This is a genomic window from Streptosporangium canum (assembly GCF_900113865.1).
GTDB classification, from domain to species: Bacteria; Actinomycetota; Actinomycetes; order Streptosporangiales; family Streptosporangiaceae; genus Streptosporangium; species Streptosporangium canum.
In genome coordinates, this window is the sequence record NZ_FOQY01000021.1 from 1 (window position 1) to 17,730 (window position 17,730).

The following is a 17,730-nucleotide window of genomic DNA, read 5'->3' on the forward strand; positions in this document are numbered from 1 at the left end:
AGTGTTACGGCGGTTATGGCGAAGGGGAAACACCCGGTTACATTCCGAACCCGGAAGTTAAGCTCTTCAGCGCCGATGGTACTGCACCGGGGACGGTGTGGGAGAGTAGGTCGCCGCCGGACAATCTTTTTAGGAAAGGCCACCCTTCGGGGTGGCCTTTTCTGCTTTCCGGGCCAGTGAGGGGTCCGGCCGCGAGGTCAGTAGGCTTGAGGCGTGGACTATCGAGCGGTTGAACTGGCAATCATGGAACGCGGCGTCGAGTGGAACTTCGAGCCCACTCTCGACAGGATCGCCGCGCTCATGGACGTGCTCGGTTCCCCGCAGCACTCATACCCCGTCGTGCACGTCGCCGGAACCAACGGCAAGTCGAGCACGACCCGCATGATCGAGACCATCCTGCGCGAGCGGAACCTGCGGGTGGGCCGTTTCACCAGCCCGCATCTGATCTCCATGCGTGAGCGGATCTCCGTGGACGGCGCCCCGCTGAGCGAGGAACGCTTCGTCGAGGTCTACGAGGACATCGCGCCCTACCTCCAGATGATCGACGCCCAGGGCCGTCGCCTCTCCTTCTTCGAGACGCTGACCGCGATGGCCTTCGCGGCCTTCGCCGACGCCCCCGTCGACGTCGCGGTGATCGAGACCGGCATGGGCGGCAGCTTCGACGCCACCAACGTCGCCGACGGCGCCGTGGCCGTCATCACCCCCATCTCCCTCGACCACGTCGACTATCTCGGCCCCGACATCGCGACGATCGCGGGGGAGAAGGCCGGCATCATCAAGCCCGGCGCGACGGTCGTGCTCGCCCAGCAGGAGCTTCCCGCGGCCGAGGTGCTGATGCGCAGGGCCGCCGAGATGGGGGCCACCGTGGCACGCGAGGGGCTGGAGTTCGGCGTGCTCGGCAGGGAACTGGCGATCGGCGGTCAGCTGCTCCGGCTCCAGAGCCTCAAGGGGACCTACGAGGAGGTCCTGCTCCCCCTCTACGGCGCCCACCAGGCGAGCAACGCCGCCTGCGCGCTGGCCGCGGCCGAGGCGCTGACAGTCGGAGACGACCCCCTCGATCCCGAGCTGGTACGGCAGGCGTTCCTGCAGGTGACCTCGCCGGGCAGGCTCGAGGTCGTACGGCGGGGCCCCACGGTGCTGGTGGACGCCGCGCACAACCCGGGCGGGATCCAGGCGACCCTGGAGGCCGTCCAGGAGTCGTTCGACTTCGCCAAGCTCATCGCCGTGGTGGCGGTGTTCGAGGACAAGGACGTCCAGGGCATCCTGGAGCTGCTGGAGCCGATGGTGGACGAGATCGTGGTGACCCGGAACTCCTCGCCCAGGTCCATGGACGTGGACGATCTCGCCGCGCTCGCCGAGGAGATCTTCGGGCTGGACCGGGTCCACCAGGTCGAGCGACTGGACAGTGCCATCGACCGGGCGATCGGGATGGTCGACGCCCTGGGCGAGTTCAGCGGGGCCGGAGTGTTGATCACCGGGTCCGTGGTCACCGCCGGGGACGCGCGGCTTCTTCTCAAGGCGGGCGAGGCCACGTGAGCGGGGCGACGGCGGGAAGGCGAGAGATGATCACAGTTACTCCGGGCATGCGACGGCTCTGTGCAAGCGTGCTGGGCATGGAGGCGATCGTCATCGGGCTGTTCACACCTGTGGCGATCAACACCCAGAACATCGAGCCGACCGTCGCGGTGACCGTCGGGATCGGTCTGGCGGTCCTGTGTGTCCTGGTCGCGGGCATGCTGAAGCGCCCCTTCGCGTACATCATGGGAAGCGTGATCCAGGTGCTCGCCATCGCCGCGGGCTTCCTGGTCCCGACCATGTTCCTCCTGGGAGCGATCTTCGCCGCACTGTGGATCACGGCGATATTCGTCGCTCGCCGTGTCGAGGGCGTGACTTCCCGCTAAAGTCGGCCAACATGGCCGTCCCTCCCACTCAACCGACTCGGGCGGTGACCGCCGGGCCCAAGGGCGTGGCGCGCCCGCTCGGTGTCTCCGCAGTGCTCGACGTCGTCCTCGGACTGCTCGTCGCGGTGGTTCTCCCGCTGGCGATCGTCGCCATCCCCAACACCATCTCGGTGGTGGCCGCCCTGCTTCCGCCCGAGATCTCGCAGATAGCGATGGTGCGGGCGCACGGGCTGGCGCTGCCCGCGATGGTGCTGACCGTGCCGCTGGCCGCCGTCGCCGTGCGCCGGCTGCGGGCGGCCCCGCTCCTGGTCGCCGGCCTGACCCTGCTCGCCGTGGCGGACGCGGCCGGGGGTTACGCGGACTCCACTGTGCTGGTGGGGGTCCTGCGGGTCCTGCACGGGATCGGCGCCGGCCTGCTGGTGCCCGCGACCCTGGCGGCGGTCGGGGAGCGGTCGCCGTTCCTGCGTGCGGTGTGGGGAGGCATGCTCGCGGTGAGCCTCCTGACCGCGCAGGCACTCGCCCTGTGGCCCCTTGACGAGGTGAGGTCCTGGAGGGTCACGCTACAGCCGTACCCGATGCTCACGGGCGTCGCGCTCGCCCTGGCGGCCGTCTATCTCGTGCTCTGGATGAAGAGGGGGGAGGGCGCCCCGGCCGGCGGTGGGACGGACGCCGCCGAGCGCGGACGCCTGCCGGTGGCGGTGGTGCCCGCCGCGGGCATCGCCGCCCTGGCGCTGGGCAGCACCTTCGACTGGCCGCCGGATCTGCTGGTCGGCGCGGCGCTGCTGTCCATCCTCGTGCTGTTCGGGCTCGCCTCCCTGCGAACTTTGGGCGGCGTCGGCGGCCGGGTGCCCGCTTACACGATGCTGGCGGTGGGCGTCGTCGTCCTGCCCACCGCGGCCCAGGTCACCTATGTGGAGCTGGGCGGGCTGGGTGGTCCGGGCCTGTCCGGGCTCTGGCCGGCCTTCGTGATCGCCGGGGTCGCGGGCGTCGTCGCCGCGGCACTGGTGAGCCGGCTGGGCGACGGCGCCGTGTCCCTCGCCGGCGCGGGCGGTCTGGTGCTCGTGGTGGCCGGGCTGTGCGCGGTCCGGTTGCTCCTTCCCTCCCCCGGCGGGCCCGCGCCGATCATCCCGCTGGCGCTGCTCGGGGTCGGCGCCGCCGTGGCACTCACCTCCGCGCTGCGCTCGTCCGGCCCTGGCGCGGTGCTCTTCGCGCTGTCGCTCTTCTTCCCCGCGGTGCTCTCCGGCTTCCTGTTGGGCAGCGGGGTCCAGTTCATGAGCCTGAAGGACGCCGCGACCTCACAGGCACTGGTCGACGGGTTCGTCGGCGCCCTCCATCTGTGGGCTCTGATCGCCGGCGGCCTGGTGGTCGTGGTGATCGTGCTCTGCTCCGTCCTGGCACGCCGTTCCCCGGCGCCCGCGTCCGCTACGGCGGACACCGGGGCTGCGGACTCCCTGCCTCCGGGCGGGCGGTCACCCGCCGAGGGACTGCCCGCCGGGCGCGTCACCGGACCGGTGATGGTCCCCGAACCCGCCCCCGAGCTGGAGCCGCTGGCCGGGCCGCGGTCCCCGTGGCCGGCGCCCGCGGTGCGGGCGGAGCCGGAGGCCCGGGGAGAGGGCGACAGGCCCGGCCGGGACGGATCCGATCCGGGCGCCGAGCCGCGGCCGGAACCGCGGCCCGACAAGACCGGCACACTGCCGGTGGTGCCGCCGCCCACACCGTCTCCGGAGGACGCGCCGGGAGACGGGCCTGCCCGCACCTGACGTCGCCGAACACGGGGAAACGGGCCAAGGGCGGTAAACTTCGCGCGTTCATCGCAGTCCGCGAGTCAATCCTTCCTGTTCAAAGGAGAACTTCAGTGTCCGAGCGCACTCTTGTCCTGATCAAGCCCGACGGTGTCGCGCGCGGTCTCATCGGCGACGTGATCGCCCGGGTCGAGCGCAAGGGCCTGAAGGTCGTGGCGCTGGAGCTGCGCACCCTGGACGTCGACACCGCCAAGGCGCACTACGCCGAGCACTCCGAGCGGCCCTTCTTCGGCGAGCTGGTCGAGTTCATCACCTCCGGTCCGCTGGTCGCCCTGGTGCTTGAGGGCCCCCGGGCCATCGAGGCCTTCCGCGCCCTCGCCGGCCTGACCGACCCGGTCAAGTCCGCCCCCGGCACCATCCGTGGCGACCACGCCCTGGAGATCGGTGAGAACGTGGTCCACGGCTCCGACTCGCCCGAGTCCGCCGCCCGCGAGATCAAGATCTTCTTCCCGGACCGCTTCTAGGCGTTCTCCACGTCCGGCGCCGTCGAGCCTCGTCAACCCCCTGGGGTTGACGAGGCTCGACGTATTTGACGCGTCTTAAGATTTTCCTGGAACTGGCGGGCCCATTGCGTTCAAGGGTGGGTACGTCACGTTACGATTCGAGTGCGTTCTGTAGTTTTCGCCGACGATCCCACGGGAGGAGGGCCGCCTTCCCCATGAGCAGCAAGCTTTCTTTTCTCGGCCGCGACATGGCAGTCGACCTCGGCACCGCCAACACACTCGTCTACGTCCGGGGACGCGGCATCGTGCTCAACGAACCCTCCGTCGTCGCGATCAACACGACCACAGGGAAGATCGTCGCCATCGGCATCGAGGCCAAGCGCATGATCGGCCGGACCCCTGGCAACATCGTGGCGATCAGGCCGCTCAAGGACGGCGTCATCGCCGACTTCGACGTCACCGAGCGTATGCTCCGCTACTTCATCCAGCGGGTGCACAAGCGCCGTCATTTCGCCAAGCCTCGCATCATCATCGCGGTGCCGAGCGGGATCACCGGAGTCGAGCAGCGGGCGGTCAAGGAAGCCGGCTACCAGGCGGGAGCGCGTCAGGTCTACATCATCGAGGAGCCGATGGCGGCCGCGATCGGCGCCGGGCTCCCCGTGCACGAGCCGACCGGCAACATGGTGGTCGACGTCGGCGGCGGGACCACCGAGGTGGCGATCATCTCGATGGGCGGTGTGGTGACCAGCCAGTCGATCCGGGTGGGTGGCGACGAGCTGGACCAGGCGATCATCAGCTTCGCGAAGAAGGAATATTCGCTCATGCTCGGTGAGCGGACCGCCGAGGAGATCAAGATGGCGATCGGTTCCGCGTGCGTGCTCCCCGAGGAGGGGCATGCCGAGATCCGGGGCCGCGACCTGGTCAGCGGTCTGCCCAAGACGATCATCGTGTCGGCCCATGAGATCCGCAAGGCCACCGAGGAGCCGGTGAACGCGATCGTGGACGCCGTCAAGACCACCCTGGACAAGTGCCCGCCGGAGCTCTCCGGCGATCTGATGGACCGGGGGATCGCGCTGACCGGCGGTGGCGCGCTCCTCAAGGGCCTGGACGAGCGGCTCAAGGACGAGACGGGTATGCCGATCCACCTGGTGGACAACGCCCTCGACTCCGTCGCGCTCGGCTCGGGCAAGTGTGTCGAGGACTTCGATGCCTTGCAGCAGGTCCTGGTCCCGGAGCCGCGGCACTGATGAAAGACACGCGCCGGGCACGGATGAGCCTAGGACTGCTGCTGGCCGCGGCGCTCGTGGTCATGACCGTGGACCACCGGGCAGGGGGCGAGTCTCCCTTCGGCCCTCTCCGCGGGGTAGGCACGGCTCTGTTCGGCACCGCCGAGAGCGCGGGGGCCGACGTCATCCGGCCGGTCGGCCAGTTCTTCGAGACGATGGTGGGCGCGCCCGACGCGCAGCGTCGCATCGACGCGCTGAGCGCGGAGAACCAGCGGCTCAAGCGCGACCTGGTGGCGCAGAGCCTGGACCAGCGGCACTCCGCCGAGCTGCGCCGGTTGCTGGGGGTCGCCGGGACCGCCGGATACAGGATCGTTCCCGCTCAGGTGATCGCCCGGCGTGGCACGCCCGGGTTCGAGGAGGCCGTCGAGCTCGACGTGGGCAGCGCGGACGGGGTGCGCTCGGAGATGACCGTGCTGAACGGCGACGGCCTGGTGGGCCGGGTCGTCCAGGTGGGGGCGTCCACCTCGACCGTGGTGCTGCTCAGCGATCCCGCCTCGGCGGCTGGGGCGCGGATGGAGGGGAGCAACGAGATCGGAGTGGTGCACGGGGTCGGGGAGAACGGCCGCCTGGTCCGTTTCCGGCTGCTCGACTCGACCGCGCAGATCGTTCCGGGCCGCCGGATCCTGAGCTTCGGCTCCCAGCGTGGCGTGCCGTACGTGGCGGGGGTGCCGATCGGGGTGGTGGAGCGGGTGGAGGCCACGCCGGGGGAGCTGACCCGGATCGCCTACGCGCGGCCGTACGCCGACCTCACCGCGCTGGACGTGGTCGGCGTGGTGGTGCAGTCGCCGCGGCGCGACCCGCGTGACGCGGTGCGGCCCGGCGCGCCGCGCAAGCCCGGTCCTTCGCCGAAGCCCGAAGCGTTGCGCGGGCCCGGCGCGGAGCGGAAGGGGATCTGACGGTGGGCGGTCGTGACGTGCTCTCGGCGGGGGTGCTCCTGCTGGTCATGGTCGTGCAGGTGACGGTCGTGAACCGGCTGCCGCTGCCGGGCGCGGGCGCGCCCGACCTGGTGCTGCTCACCGTGGTGGGCTACGCGCTGGTCCGCGGGGCCGCCGCCGGCGCGGTCATGGGTTTCTGCGCCGGGCTGGCCAGCGACGTGCTGCCGCCCGCCGCGCACGTGCTCGGGCAGCACGCGCTGGTGCTGTGCCTGGTCGGGTTCATGGCCGGGCGGGTGGCGGAGAGCTGGCCGGACGCCGGGCAGCTCACGACACTGGCCTGTGCGGTCGCCGGTCCGCTGGTCGCCGTGGGGGTCGGCGCGCTGCTCGGCGACGATCGGATCAGCCGGTCCATGCTCACGGCGACGCTGCCCCAGGCGGTCCTGTACAACCTGCTGGCCGCGCCGCCGGTGGTGTGGGCGGTGACGAGAGCCGTCCGGGGGCCCCGGGTGCGGACCATCCAACCGGCGGGGTATCTGGCGCGGGGGCGGACATGAGTCGGCGGCCCGCCGGACACGGGATCTCCGGATCACGTCCGGGCGCGCCGTCAGGCGAGGAGCGGACATGATCCGGATGCGGGGCCGGCTGGTCGTGTTGCAGGTGCTGGTGGTGTCGTTGCTGGCGCTGCTCGCCGTACGGCTCTGGCAGGTGCAGGTGGTGCGCGGCGACGAGTTCGTGGTGGCCGCGACCGAGACGCGCACCCGCGACGTGGTCGTGCCCGCGGTGCGCGGGCAGATCCTCGACGCGGCGGGACGGCCGCTGGTACGCAACCGGACCAGGCTCGTGGTCTCGGTGGACCGGACGAGCCTGAACCGGATGGAGGGCAACGGCAGGGGGGTGCTCCAGCGGCTGGCCACGGTGCTGGACCGCCGGCCCGCGGATCTGCGCGAGCGCATCAGGGCGTGCGGTCCCGGGGTCCCCAGACCCTGCTGGCCCGGCTCGCCGTACCAGCCGATCCCGATCGACGACCACGTCACCACCCGGGAGGCCCTGCAGATCCTGGAGCGGCAGGAGGAGTTTCCCGGGGTCACCGCCGAGGTGCAGGCGGTGCGGGAGTATCCGGGCAGCAGCGCGGGCGCGCAGGCGCTCGGTTACCTGCAGCCGATCACCCAGGCCGAGATGGACAGGCGCGCCGGGTCCAAGGCGGTCTTCTCCGGGGTGGACCTGGTGGGCCGTGACGGCCTGGAGTCGGTGTACGACAGCGCGCTGCGCGGGGTGCCCGGGATCCGGCGGATGCAGGTGGACCGGCTCGGCAAGGTGATCGGGGTGGAGCGGCAGGTGCCGCCGACGCCCGGGGACACGCTCATCACCAGCATCGACGCCAAGGTGCAGGCCGTGACGGAGAAGGCCCTGGCCGAGGCGATGAAGTCCGCCCCCACGGCAGACGGCGCGGCGGCGGTGGTGCTCGACGCGCGGACCAGCCGGGTGATCGCGCTGGCCAGCGCGCCGACCTACAACCCGGCGATCTGGACCGGCGGCATCTCCGAGGTGGCCTACCAGCGTCTGCTCTCCGGCAAGACCGGCAAGCCGCTGGTGTCGCGGGCCATCAAGGGGGAGTTCGCGCCGGGCTCGACGTTCAAGGTGTCGTCGGTGGCGGCGATGCTCAAAGACGGCTATCCGCTGAACGGCCAGTACGACTGCCCGGGCTCCTTCATGGTGGGCAGCAGGCCGTTCAACAACTTCCGGGGGATCGGGCTCGGCACGCTCACCCTGCACACGGCGCTGGTGAAGTCCTGCGACACGATCTTCTACAAGGCCGCCTATGAGCAGTGGCTGCGTGACGGCGGGCTGAAGCCGAAGGCGAAGACCAAGGAGCCGATGGCGAACATGGCGCGTGCCTTCGGGTTCGGCAGTCCCACGGGCGTCGACCTGCCGGGCGAGTCGGCAGGGCGGATCCCCGACCGGCACTGGAAGAAGGACCTGTGGTCGGCGACCAAGGACGACAACTGCAAACACGCCAAGGCCGGCTATCCGGACGTGGCCAAGAGCGATCCCAGCCGGGCCGCCTTCCTCAAGCGGCTGGCGTACGAGAACTGCCTGGAGGGCTACCAGTGGCGGCCGGGTGACGCGGCGAACTTCTCCATCGGCCAGGGCGACGTCCTGGTGACCCCGCTGCAGCTCGCGGCGGCCTACGCGGCGCTGGTCGGCGACGGCAGGCTGCGCAGCCCCCGGCTCGGCTGGGCGCTGGTGCGGCCGGACGGCACCATGGTCAAGGAGATCAAGACGCCGGTGGTGCGCAAGCTGCCGATCTCCGCCAAGGAACGGGCCTACATCAAGGGGGCGCTGAGCGAGGTCGCCTCCGACGGCACGGCCGCCGGGGCCTTCGTCGGGTTCCCCATGGACAAGGTGAAGATCGGTGGCAAGACCGGCACCGCGGAGGTCTACGGCAAGGCGGACACCTCCTGGTTCGCCTCGTTCGCGCCCACCGACAAGCCCCGGTTCGTGGTCGTCGTCATGGTCTCCCAGGGAGGGATGGGCGCCCAGACCGCGGCTCCGGCCGCCCGGAAGATCTATGAGGGCATCTACGGCTTCACGCCCACCGGGGGCAAGGCCCCGGCGGCGCTGCCGGCTCACCGCCCCGCCTCCGAGCCGCCGATGATCAAACGGGACGGCACGGTGGCGCGATGATCCGCATGACGACGGCGCGGGGCAGCCGCCTGCCCGGCGGGGCGGCGGTGGCGCGGTGATCCGCGCGATGGCCGCGCCACGGAGCGGGTCCTTCGCCCGCAGGGCGGCGACGGCGTCCTCGGCGGTGCAGCGGATGGACGGGGTGCTGCTGGTCGCCGTCGCGGCGCTGGCGGTGATCGGCACCATGCTGGTCTGGTCGTCCACCAGGACCTGGGCGCCCGGATCCACCGGCCTGGTCAAGAAGCACATCCTCAACCTCTGCATCGGGACCGTGCTGACCGGCGTGGCGGCGATGGTGGACCACCGGCGGCTACGGGCCTACGCGCCCCTGGTGTACGGCCTGTCCCTGCTCGGGCTGTTCCTGGTGATCACGCCTCTCGGCTCCACCGTGAACGGAGCCCACTCGTGGATCATGGTGGGCGGGGGGTTCGCCTTCCAGCCGTCGGAGTTCGCCAAGCTCGGCCTGGTGCTGATGCTCGCCATGCTGATGGCCCAGCCCGCCGCGGGCACCGACCGGCCGCGCGGCCTGGACGTCGGGATAGCGCTGGTGGTGGGCGCCTTCACCATGGGCCTGGTGATGCTCCAGCCCGACCTGGGCACCACGATGGTCCTCGGGGTGATCACGGCCGCCGCGCTCGTCGTCGCCGGGGTCCGCAAACGCTGGATCGGCGGCCTGGTCCTCCTCGTGGTCGGCGGGGCCGTGGCCGTGTGGTTCCTCGATGTGCTGGAGCCGTACCAGATCGCCCGGTTCACCGCCTTTCTCAACCCCGCCAGCGACCCGCGCGGCGTCGGCTACAACAGCACTCAGTCGCTGATCGCCATCGGGTCCGGGGAGCTGTTCGGCAAGGGGCTGTTCGACGGCGGTCAGACCACCGGGCGCTTCGTGCCCGAGCAGCACACCGACTTCATCTTCACCGTGGCGGGGGAGGAGTTCGGCTTCCTCGGCTCGGTCACGGTGGTGGCCCTGCTCGGTGTGATCCTGCTGCGCGGGATGCGGATCGCGCGGCAGTGCGACGACCGGTTCGGCACGCTGACGGCCGGGGTGATCGTGTGCTGGCTGGCCTTCCAGTCGTTCGTCAACATCGGCATGACGATCGGGATCATGCCGATCACCGGGCTTCCCCTGCCGTTCGTCTCCTACGGCGGCACCGCGACCTTCGCCAACATGATCGCCATCGGCCTGCTCCAGGCCATCCACATACGCGAACAGTCCTTCTAGGCCGGCCGACATGAGAGCCGCTCGCATGCCGGTGACGCCGGATTCCGACCGGCGTCCGGGCGGTCAGGCGAACATTCCGGGAACGACGACGGGGTTCTGCGCCATGGGCCTGCCCCGGCACGCCCGGCAGGCGATCTCAGACAGGAGCGGACGATGACGATTGCCGCCGGAAGCCCGCTGCTCACCCGGGCGGCCGAGGCGCTCGGCCATGCCTGCCGGGAGGCCGGGCTGGACAGCGCCGGGTTCACACCGCCGCGCGGCCCCGCCTGCACCGTCTACCACCTGCCCGCCGAGCGGACGGTGGTACGGCTGGCGCCGGCGACCACGCCGGGCAGGTTCGACCGGCTGGTGACCTCGGTCCGGGTCACGCGCTGGCTGGCGGAGCAGGGGTTCCCCGCCGTCCGGCCGCTGAACGTCAGGCAGCCGGTCGTCGCGGAGGGATTCCTGGCGACCTTCTGGCACCACGAGGAGCACATCGGGCCGCCGCCCGATCCGGCGCAGCTGGGACCCCTGCTGCGCCGGCTGCACGCTCTGCCGCCCGTGCCGTTCGAGCTGCCGGCCCACGACCCCTTCGGCGCGGTGCGCCGGGCGATCCTGGCCGGCCGCACGCTCGGCGAGGACGACCGCGGCTGGCTGCTCGAACGCTGCGACAGGCTCGCCGGGACCTGCTACGAGCGGCTGGAGTTCGCTCTGCCGTACGGGCTCACCCATGGCGACGCCCACCGCGGGAACATGATCCGCACCCGTGACGGCTTCCTGCTGTGCGACTGGGACGGGGTGTGCGCCGGGCCGCGGGAGATCGACCTGATCCCGACCCTGCAGGGGATCCGGTTCGGGCTGACCGAGCGGCAGCGGTCCAATTTCAGCGAGGCCTACGGCTACGACGCGACGCGGTGGGAGGGCTATCCGGTGCTGCGGGACATGCGTGAGCTGCAGACCCTCACCGCCGTGCTGCGCGACGCCCACCGTGATCGCAGGGCTCACGACGAGCTGCGGCACCGGATCGACTCGCTGAGAGCGGGAGACGACCGCCTGTGGCACCCGTTCTAGGCGGATAGGCTTGACCACATGTCTGTCGAGTCATTGTTTCCCCGCCTGGAAGCGCTTCTGCCCAAGGTGCAGAAGCCGATCCAGTATGTCGGAGGTGAGCTCAACTCGACCGTCAAGGACTGGGACGAGACCACGGTGCGCTGGGCTCTGATGTACCCGGACGCCTACGAGGTGGGCCTGCCCAACCAGGGCGTGCAGATCCTCTACGAGATCCTCAACGAGATGCCCGAGACGCTGGCCGAGCGGACCTACGCGGTCTGGCCCGACCTTGAGGCGCTCATGCGCTCCGAGGGCGTCCCCCAGTTCACGGTCGACGCTCACCGGCCGGTGCGGGCGTTCGATGTGTTCGGGCTGTCGTTCTCGACCGAGCTCGGTTACACCAACATGCTCACCGCGCTGGACCTGGCGGGCATCCCGCTGGAGGCCGCCGACCGGGGTGAGGACGATCCGATCGTCCTCGCGGGCGGTCACGCCGCCTTCAACCCCGAGCCGGTCGCCGACTTCCTCGACGCCGCGGTCCTGGGCGACGGGGAGCAGATCGCCATCGCGATCACCGAGGTCATCCGCGAGTGGAAGGCCGAGGGCTCGCCCGGCGGGCGCGACGAGCTGCTGATGCGGCTGGCCGAGTCCGGCGGGGTCTACGTGCCCAAGTTCTACGACGTCGACTATCACGCCGACGGCCGGATCCAGCGCGTCGCGCCCAACCGGTCGGGCGTGCCCTGGCGGGTCCACAAGCACACCGTCATGGATCTGGACGAGTGGCCCTACCCGAAGAAGCCGCTGGTCCCGCTGGCCGAGACCGTGCACGAGCGGTTCAGCGTGGAGATCTTCCGCGGCTGCACCCGCGGCTGCCGGTTCTGCCAGGCCGGGATGATCACCAGGCCGGTCCGGGAGCGCTCGATCACCACGATCGGCGACATGGTCGAGGCGGGCGTCAAGGCGTCCGGGTTCAACGAGGTCGGCCTGCTGTCGCTCTCGTCGGCCGACCACTCCGAGATCGGCGAGGTCGCCAAGGGCCTGGCCGACCGCTACGAGGGCACCAACACCTCGCTGTCGCTTCCCTCGACCCGGGTCGACGCCTTCAACATCGACCTGGCCAACGAGTTCTCCCGCAACGGCCGCCGGTCGGGTCTGACGTTCGCCCCGGAGGGCGGCTCCGAGCGGATGCGCAAGGTGATCAACAAGATGGTCACCGAGGAAGACCTCATCCGGACCGTCACCACCGCCTACACCCAGGGCTGGCGGCAGGTGAAGCTCTACTTCATGTGTGGTCTGCCCACCGAGGAGGACGCCGACGTCCTCGGCATCGCCGACCTGGCCAAGAAGGTCATCAAGGCGGGCCGTGAGGCCACCGGGTCACGTGACGTCCGCTGCACGGTCTCCATCGGCGGGTTCGTGCCCAAGCCGCACACCCCGTTCCAGTGGGCGGCCCAGGCCGACCACGAGACCGTGGACCGCAGGCTCAAGGCGTTGAAGGACGCCCTGCGCGGCGACAGGGAGTACGGCCGGGCCATCGGCCTGCGCTATCACGACGGCAAGCCCTCGATCGTGGAGGGCATGCTCTCCCGGGGCGACCGCCGGGTGGGCAAGGTCATCCGCGCGGTGTGGGAGGGCGGCGGCCGGTTCGACGGCTGGAGCGAGCACTTCTCCTACCAGCGCTGGATGGAGGCGGCGGCCGAGGCCGGCGTCGACGTCGACTGGTACACCACGCGCGAGCGCGAGGAGAACGAGATCCTGCCCTGGGACCACCTCGACGCCGGCCTCGACCGCGAGTGGCTCTGGCAGGACTGGCAGGACGCCGTCAACGACGTCGAGGTCGAGGACTGCCGCTGGACGCCGTGCTACGACTGCGGCGTCTGCCCCACCATGGGCACCGAGATCCAGATCGGGCCCACCGGGAAGAAGCTGCTGCCACTGACGGTTGTCTGAGATAGGCCGTGCGTGAGCACGGCCTATCCTGAACTGACGACCACGACTTGGGAAGGACGACACCACCCTGAAACCCGCTCCCGATGGGCCTCCGCCCGCGCCCGTGGCGCAGCGCCTGCGTGTTCGCTACGCCAAGCGCGGACGCCTGCGTTTCACCAGCCACCGTGACATCTCCCGGGCCGTGGAACGCGCGGTCCGGCGCGCCGACGTGCCGGTGGCGTTCAGCGCGGGCTTCTCACCCCACCCCAGGATCTCCTATGTGGGCGCGGCCGCACCCACCGGAGTCGCCAGCGAGGCCGAATACCTCGAGATCGGCGTGACGCGAGAGTGTGATCCCGACCGGTTCCGTGCCGCGTTGGACGCCTCCCTCCCACACGGTCTCGACGTGCTCGACGTCGTCGAGGCGGGCGCCGGCAGCCTGGCCGACCGGCTGGAGTGCTCGGCGTGGGAGATCCGGCTGCCGGAGGCCGACCCCACCCTCGCCAGGGTGGCGGTCGAGCGGTTCATCACCACCGAGCGAGTCGAAGTGGAGCGCCTCACCAAAAAGGGGCCGCGCCGCTTCGATGCGCGAGAGGCGGTGCTGAGCCTTGAGGTTATTGAGGGAACTGAGACAACAGCAGGTCAGGCGTCCAGTCAGCCATGTGTCATACTTCGCATGGTTGTACGGCACGCAACTCCTGCCGTTCGACCCGACGACGTTCTTACTGGATTGCGTCTTGTGGCTGACTTCGCGCCGCCGGTGCCCCCCGAGGTGACCAGGCTGGCGCAGGGCCCGCTGGACGTGCGCACCGGTAAGCCCGCCGATCCGTTCGACCTGGACCGCGACAGTACGCGCGGCGGCGAAACGGAACCGGTGGGCCAGTACGTCGGCGGCGACCTATAGGACTTGGCGCCGGGCTCAGGCCCGGCGTACAGCGAGAGACGAGAGCTCCCGCGCGGCGCGGAGACGCGCCCGGGAGCTGACGGGAGAGCGCCCGCATGCTCGACAACGAGCCCGATGTCGGGGCCAATGGCCCTGGCGGGGACATGACGGAGAAGACAGAGCCGACGCGCCGTCGGCGGGCCGCCAGCCGGCCCGCCGGGCCGCCGCCGGAGGACCCGGAGCCCGCGCCACAGGTGGTGGCGGCCGTGGCACAGCCCTCCGCGCCGGTGGCGACGGAGCCCGAGACCGCAGTGGAGCCCGAGGCTCCCGCGGCGACCGCCGGACCTGAGCCCGAGACGGCTCAGGAGCCGGCGCCCAAGCGCGCCACCCGGCGCAAGGCGGCCACGACGGCCTCCACGACGCCCGCCCGGCGCAGCCGCGCGAAGAAGGCGGATCCCGAGCCGGTCGCCGAGGCCGCCCCCGAGGAGGCTCCCGCGCCGGTCGTGGAGACCGCTCCCGAGCCGGCGGCGGAGGAGGCCCCCGCGCCGGTCAAGCGCAGCCGTACCCGCAGGAAGGCCGTCCAGCAGGACGTGCCGGCCGAGCCGGAGCCGGTCGAGGCCGAGCCGGTCGCCGACATCAGCACGGCCGAGGCCGAGGAGGTCGCGGCGGCGCTGCTGCTCGCGATGCCCGTCGACGAGGCGCTGGACGACGAGCCCGCCGGTGAGGATGTCGTCGAGGAACGGCCGGGGCTGTTCGTCGACCCGTTCGGACTGGCCGCCCAGGAGCGTGCCGAGGTCCCCTCGGTGACCTTCCAGGCTCCCGCCGCGGTGTTCCAGCCGCTGTTCCAGGCTCCCGACCCGCACCGGGCCGAGCAGCCCGCGGCCCGCACCGCTCCGGCGCAGCAGCAGCCCGCCCTGGTGCAGCAGCCCGAGCCGGAGCCCGCCGAGGTCGAGGCCGAGACCGCCGAAGAGCCCGAGGACGACGACACCGAGAGCGACGATGAGGCCGGTGGCCGGCGCCGCCGCCGCCGCAGGGGCGGTCGCGGCCGGGGCAAGACCCGCGAGCTGGACGAGTCCGAGGACGACGACTCCGACCAGTCCGAGGACGCGACGGCGTCCGAGGCCGAGCAGGACGATGACGAGGGCGGCAGCTCGCGCCGTCGCCGCCGCCGTCGCCGCAGGGGCACCGAGGAGGCCGGCGAGGTCCAGGACGACCCGCCGAACACCGTGGTGCGCATCCGCGCGCCCCGCGCCGGGCGCAGCACCTCGGTGGACGAGGTGCAGAGTGTGCGCGGTTCGACCCGCCTGGAGGCCAAGAAGCAGCGCCGCCGCGAGGGGCGCGAGCTCGGCCGGAGGCGTCCGCCGATCATCACCGAGTCGGAGTTCCTGGCCCGCCGGGAGTCCGTCGAGCGGGTGATGGTGGTCCGCCGTACCGGCGGCCGGACCCAGATCGCGGTGATGGAGGACGGCGTCCTCGTCGAGCACTACGTCAACCGCGAGGCGAGCCAGTCCTACGTGGGCAACGTCTACCTCGGCAAGGTGCAGAACGTCCTGCCGAGCATGGAGGCGGCGTTCGTCGACATCGGCAAGGGCCGCAACGCGGTGCTGTACGCCGGTGAGGTCAACTTCGACACCGCGGGGCTGGAGGGTCAGCCCAAGCGGATCGAGGTGGCGCTGAAGTCCGGCCAGTCGGTGCTGGTTCAGGTCACCAAGGACCCGATGGGGCACAAGGGCGCGCGGCTCACCTCGCAGATCAGCCTTCCCGGCCGTTACCTGGTCTACGTGCCCGACGGCTCGATGACCGGAATCAGCCGCAAGCTCCCCGACAAGGAGCGCACCCGTCTCAAGAGCATCCTGAAGAAGGTGATGCCGGAGAACGCCGGGGTCATCGTCCGCACGGCCGCCGAGGGCGCGTCGGAGGAGGAGCTCGGCCGTGACGTGGCCAGGCTGTCGGCCCAGTGGGAGAACATCCAGCGCAAGGCCAAGTCGGCCAGCGCGCCGGAGCTGCTGTCCTCCGAGCCGGACCTGACCGTCCGGGTGGTCCGCGACGTCTTCAACGAGGACTTCACCTCGCTGGTCGTGGCGGGCGACGACGTGTGGGAGACGGTTGACGAGTACGTCCGCTATGTCGCACCGCACCTGGCCGACCGGCTCTCCCGGTGGGAGGACGGCGCCGACGTCTTCGCCGCCTACCGGATCGACGAGCAGATCGCCAAGGCCATGGAGCGCAAGGTCTGGCTGCCCAGCGGAGGCTCGCTGGTGATCGACCGGACCGAGGCCATGACCGTGGTCGACGTCAACACCGGCAAGTTCACCGGTCAGGGCGGCAACCTCGAGGAGACCGTCACCCGCAACAACCTGGAGGCGGCCGAGGAGATCGTCCGCCAGCTCAGGCTGCGGGACATCGGCGGCATCATCGTCATCGACTTCATCGACATGGTGCTGGAGAACAACCGGGACCTGGTGCTGCGGCGGCTGCTGGAGTGCCTGGCCCGCGACCGGACCAAGCACCAGGTCGCGGAGGTCACCTCTCTCGGTCTGGTGCAGATGACCCGCAAGCGGGTCGGACAGGGCCTCCTGGAGGCCTTCTCCACCGTCTGTGAGTGCTGCAACGGCCGTGGTCTGCACGTCTCGACCGAGCCGGTCGAGAGCAAGCCCGAGCCGCGCGGGACCCAGGGCAAGATGGCCGTGGAGAAGGCCGTCGCGGACAAGCTCGGCAAGGACGCCGGCCACGCTGTCGCGGCCGGTGCGCAGTCCGGCCGTGATACGGTGACCGATGCGCTTGATGACGTCCCGGCAGAGGACGCTCAGGGCATACAGGCTTCCGGCCGGGGGCGGCGACGCTCCCGCAAGGCCAAGTCGGCCGATTAGGCCGGCAACCACGTAAGGCCGTGTCGGCCGTCAGGCCGGCAACTCCGACGTTCCGCCCGGTTCGCTCAGGACACCGGTAATCCGGTACCCTGGTGAACCGGTGCGCTCATGGCGCGCCCTGTTCGCGCGCCTACCTGGTTCGTCGGTCAAATCAGTGACCATAGCCGGATGCGGGGCGCAGCATCCAGCGAGCAAGTAGTCAGAAGAAGGGTTCCGCGGTGTACGCGATCGTTCGTTGCGGCGGCAGGCAGCAGAAGGTCTCCGTCGGTGACGTCCTCGAGGTGGACAAGGTCGCCGGCGAGGTCGGTTCCACGGTTTCGCTGCCGACGGTGCTCGTCGTCAACGATGGCGACGTGACCACCGAGGCGGGCAAGTTCACGGTTGCCGCCGAGATTCTCGGTGAGACCAAGGGTCCGAAGATCCGGATCCTGAAGTACAAGAACAAGTCCGGCTACAAGAAGCGCCAGGGTCACCGCCAGCGTTACACGCAGGTGAAGATCACCGGCATCGACCAGGCCTGAGTTTCGGGAGTTTTGCGAGATGGCACACAAGAAGGGCGCGTCGTCCACTCGGAACGGGCGTGACTCCAACGCACAGCGGCTTGGCGTGAAGCGCTTCGGCGGCCAGCTGGTCAACGCCGGTGAGATCATCGTCCGCCAGCGTGGCACCCACTTCCACCCCGGCGACAACGTCGGCCGCGGTGGCGATGACACGCTGTTCGCGCTGGCCGCCGGCCACGTGCAGTTCGGTGTCAAGCGCGGTCGCCGCGCGGTGAGCATCGTCCCGGTCGCGGAGTAGATCCGCACCG

The 17,730-nt window shown here is 70.7% G+C and carries 15 protein-coding genes and 1 rRNA gene; all 16 read left to right on the plus strand.

Features of this window, described 5'->3' with window-relative positions:
• The first annotated feature begins 5 nt into the window (after positions 1–5).
• The 16 genes from rrf (at position 6) to rpmA (ending at position 17,720) form a co-directional block, all read left to right on the plus strand.
• Positions 6–122, plus strand: a 5S ribosomal RNA gene (rrf, locus tag BM085_RS26700).
• A gap of 121 nt (positions 123–243) precedes the next feature.
• Positions 244–1,536 carry a bifunctional folylpolyglutamate synthase/dihydrofolate synthase gene (locus tag BM085_RS26705; protein WP_093889659.1) on the plus strand — a complete coding sequence of 431 codons (1,293 nt, stop codon included), beginning with the start codon at positions 244–246 and terminating at the stop codon, positions 1,534–1,536.
• 47 nt (positions 1,537–1,583) lie between these two features.
• Complete coding sequence (locus BM085_RS26710) at positions 1,584–1,901, plus strand: DUF4233 domain-containing protein (protein ID WP_037935107.1); 318 nt, start codon at positions 1,584–1,586, stop codon at positions 1,899–1,901.
• 11 nt (positions 1,902–1,912) lie between these two features.
• Positions 1,913–3,661 carry a hypothetical protein gene (locus BM085_RS26715; protein ID WP_143121083.1) on the plus strand — a complete coding sequence of 583 codons (1,749 nt, stop codon included), beginning with the start codon at positions 1,913–1,915 and terminating at the stop codon, positions 3,659–3,661.
• 95 nt (positions 3,662–3,756) lie between these two features.
• Positions 3,757–4,167 carry a nucleoside-diphosphate kinase gene (ndk, locus tag BM085_RS26720; protein ID WP_012893700.1) on the plus strand — a complete coding sequence of 137 codons (411 nt, stop codon included), beginning with the start codon at positions 3,757–3,759 and terminating at the stop codon, positions 4,165–4,167.
• 194 nt (positions 4,168–4,361) lie between these two features.
• Positions 4,362–5,393: a rod shape-determining protein gene (locus tag BM085_RS26725; protein WP_012893699.1), complete on the plus strand. Its 1,032-nt coding sequence runs from the start codon at positions 4,362–4,364 to the stop codon at positions 5,391–5,393.
• A complete protein-coding gene (gene mreC / locus BM085_RS26730; RefSeq protein WP_093889661.1) occupies positions 5,393–6,328 on the plus strand; it encodes a rod shape-determining protein MreC in 936 nt (311 codons plus the stop codon). The genes BM085_RS26725 and mreC overlap by 1 nt, the downstream gene beginning before the upstream one ends.
• Positions 6,329–6,330: 2 nt before the next feature.
• On the plus strand, positions 6,331–6,861 hold the full coding sequence (gene mreD, locus BM085_RS26735; RefSeq protein WP_093889662.1) for a rod shape-determining protein MreD: 531 nt from the start codon (positions 6,331–6,333) through the stop codon (positions 6,859–6,861).
• Between the two features lie 67 nt (positions 6,862–6,928).
• The gene (mrdA, locus tag BM085_RS26740) at positions 6,929–8,992 is read left to right on the plus strand and encodes a penicillin-binding protein 2 (protein WP_093889663.1); all 2,064 of its coding nucleotides are present in this window, start codon (positions 6,929–6,931) and stop codon (positions 8,990–8,992) included.
• Positions 8,993–9,047: 55 nt separating this feature from the next.
• Positions 9,048–10,211, plus strand: coding sequence for a rod shape-determining protein RodA (rodA, locus tag BM085_RS26745; RefSeq protein WP_245789722.1), 1,164 nt, complete (start codon positions 9,048–9,050; stop codon positions 10,209–10,211).
• Positions 10,212–10,364: 153 nt separating this feature from the next.
• On the plus strand, positions 10,365–11,261 hold the full coding sequence (locus BM085_RS26750; protein ID WP_093889665.1) for an aminoglycoside phosphotransferase family protein: 897 nt from the start codon (positions 10,365–10,367) through the stop codon (positions 11,259–11,261).
• 18 nt (positions 11,262–11,279) lie between these two features.
• Complete coding sequence (locus BM085_RS26755) at positions 11,280–13,190, plus strand: TIGR03960 family B12-binding radical SAM protein (protein ID WP_093889666.1); 1,911 nt, start codon at positions 11,280–11,282, stop codon at positions 13,188–13,190.
• A 103-nt stretch (positions 13,191–13,293) separates the two neighbouring features.
• Positions 13,294–14,073, plus strand: a complete 780-nt coding sequence (locus BM085_RS26760) for a TIGR03936 family radical SAM-associated protein (protein WP_093889667.1) — start codon at positions 13,294–13,296, stop codon at positions 14,071–14,073.
• 143 nt (positions 14,074–14,216) lie between these two features.
• Positions 14,217–16,922, plus strand: a complete 2,706-nt coding sequence (locus BM085_RS26765) for an Rne/Rng family ribonuclease (protein ID WP_425443279.1) — start codon at positions 14,217–14,219, stop codon at positions 16,920–16,922.
• A 218-nt stretch (positions 16,923–17,140) separates the two neighbouring features.
• Positions 17,141–17,443, plus strand: a complete 303-nt coding sequence (rplU, locus tag BM085_RS26770; protein ID WP_030924785.1) for a 50S ribosomal protein L21 — start codon at positions 17,141–17,143, stop codon at positions 17,441–17,443.
• A 19-nt stretch (positions 17,444–17,462) separates the two neighbouring features.
• The gene (gene rpmA, locus BM085_RS26775; protein WP_012893687.1) at positions 17,463–17,720 is read left to right on the plus strand and encodes a 50S ribosomal protein L27; all 258 of its coding nucleotides are present in this window, start codon (positions 17,463–17,465) and stop codon (positions 17,718–17,720) included.
• Positions 17,721–17,730: the final 10 nt, after the last annotated feature.

Coding starts and splice junctions, on each gene's coding strand:
- BM085_RS26715 (WP_143121083.1), top strand. CDS start 1,913: ATGGCCGTCCCTCCCACTCAACCGACTCGGGCGGTGACCGCCGGGCCC.
- BM085_RS26725 (WP_012893699.1), top strand. CDS start 4,362: ATGAGCAGCAAGCTTTCTTTTCTCGGCCGCGACATGGCAGTCGACCTC.
- BM085_RS26765 (WP_425443279.1), top strand. CDS start 14,217: ATGACGGAGAAGACAGAGCCGACGCGCCGTCGGCGGGCCGCCAGCCGG.
- mrdA (WP_093889663.1), top strand. CDS start 6,929: ATGATCCGGATGCGGGGCCGGCTGGTCGTGTTGCAGGTGCTGGTGGTG.
- rpmA (WP_012893687.1), top strand. CDS start 17,463: ATGGCACACAAGAAGGGCGCGTCGTCCACTCGGAACGGGCGTGACTCC.
- mreC (WP_093889661.1), top strand. CDS start 5,393: ATGAAAGACACGCGCCGGGCACGGATGAGCCTAGGACTGCTGCTGGCC.
- BM085_RS26755 (WP_093889666.1), top strand. CDS start 11,280: ATGTCTGTCGAGTCATTGTTTCCCCGCCTGGAAGCGCTTCTGCCCAAG.
- BM085_RS26705 (WP_093889659.1), top strand. CDS start 244: ATGGAACGCGGCGTCGAGTGGAACTTCGAGCCCACTCTCGACAGGATC.
- BM085_RS26710 (WP_037935107.1), top strand. CDS start 1,584: ATGCGACGGCTCTGTGCAAGCGTGCTGGGCATGGAGGCGATCGTCATC.
- BM085_RS26750 (WP_093889665.1), top strand. CDS start 10,365: ATGACGATTGCCGCCGGAAGCCCGCTGCTCACCCGGGCGGCCGAGGCG.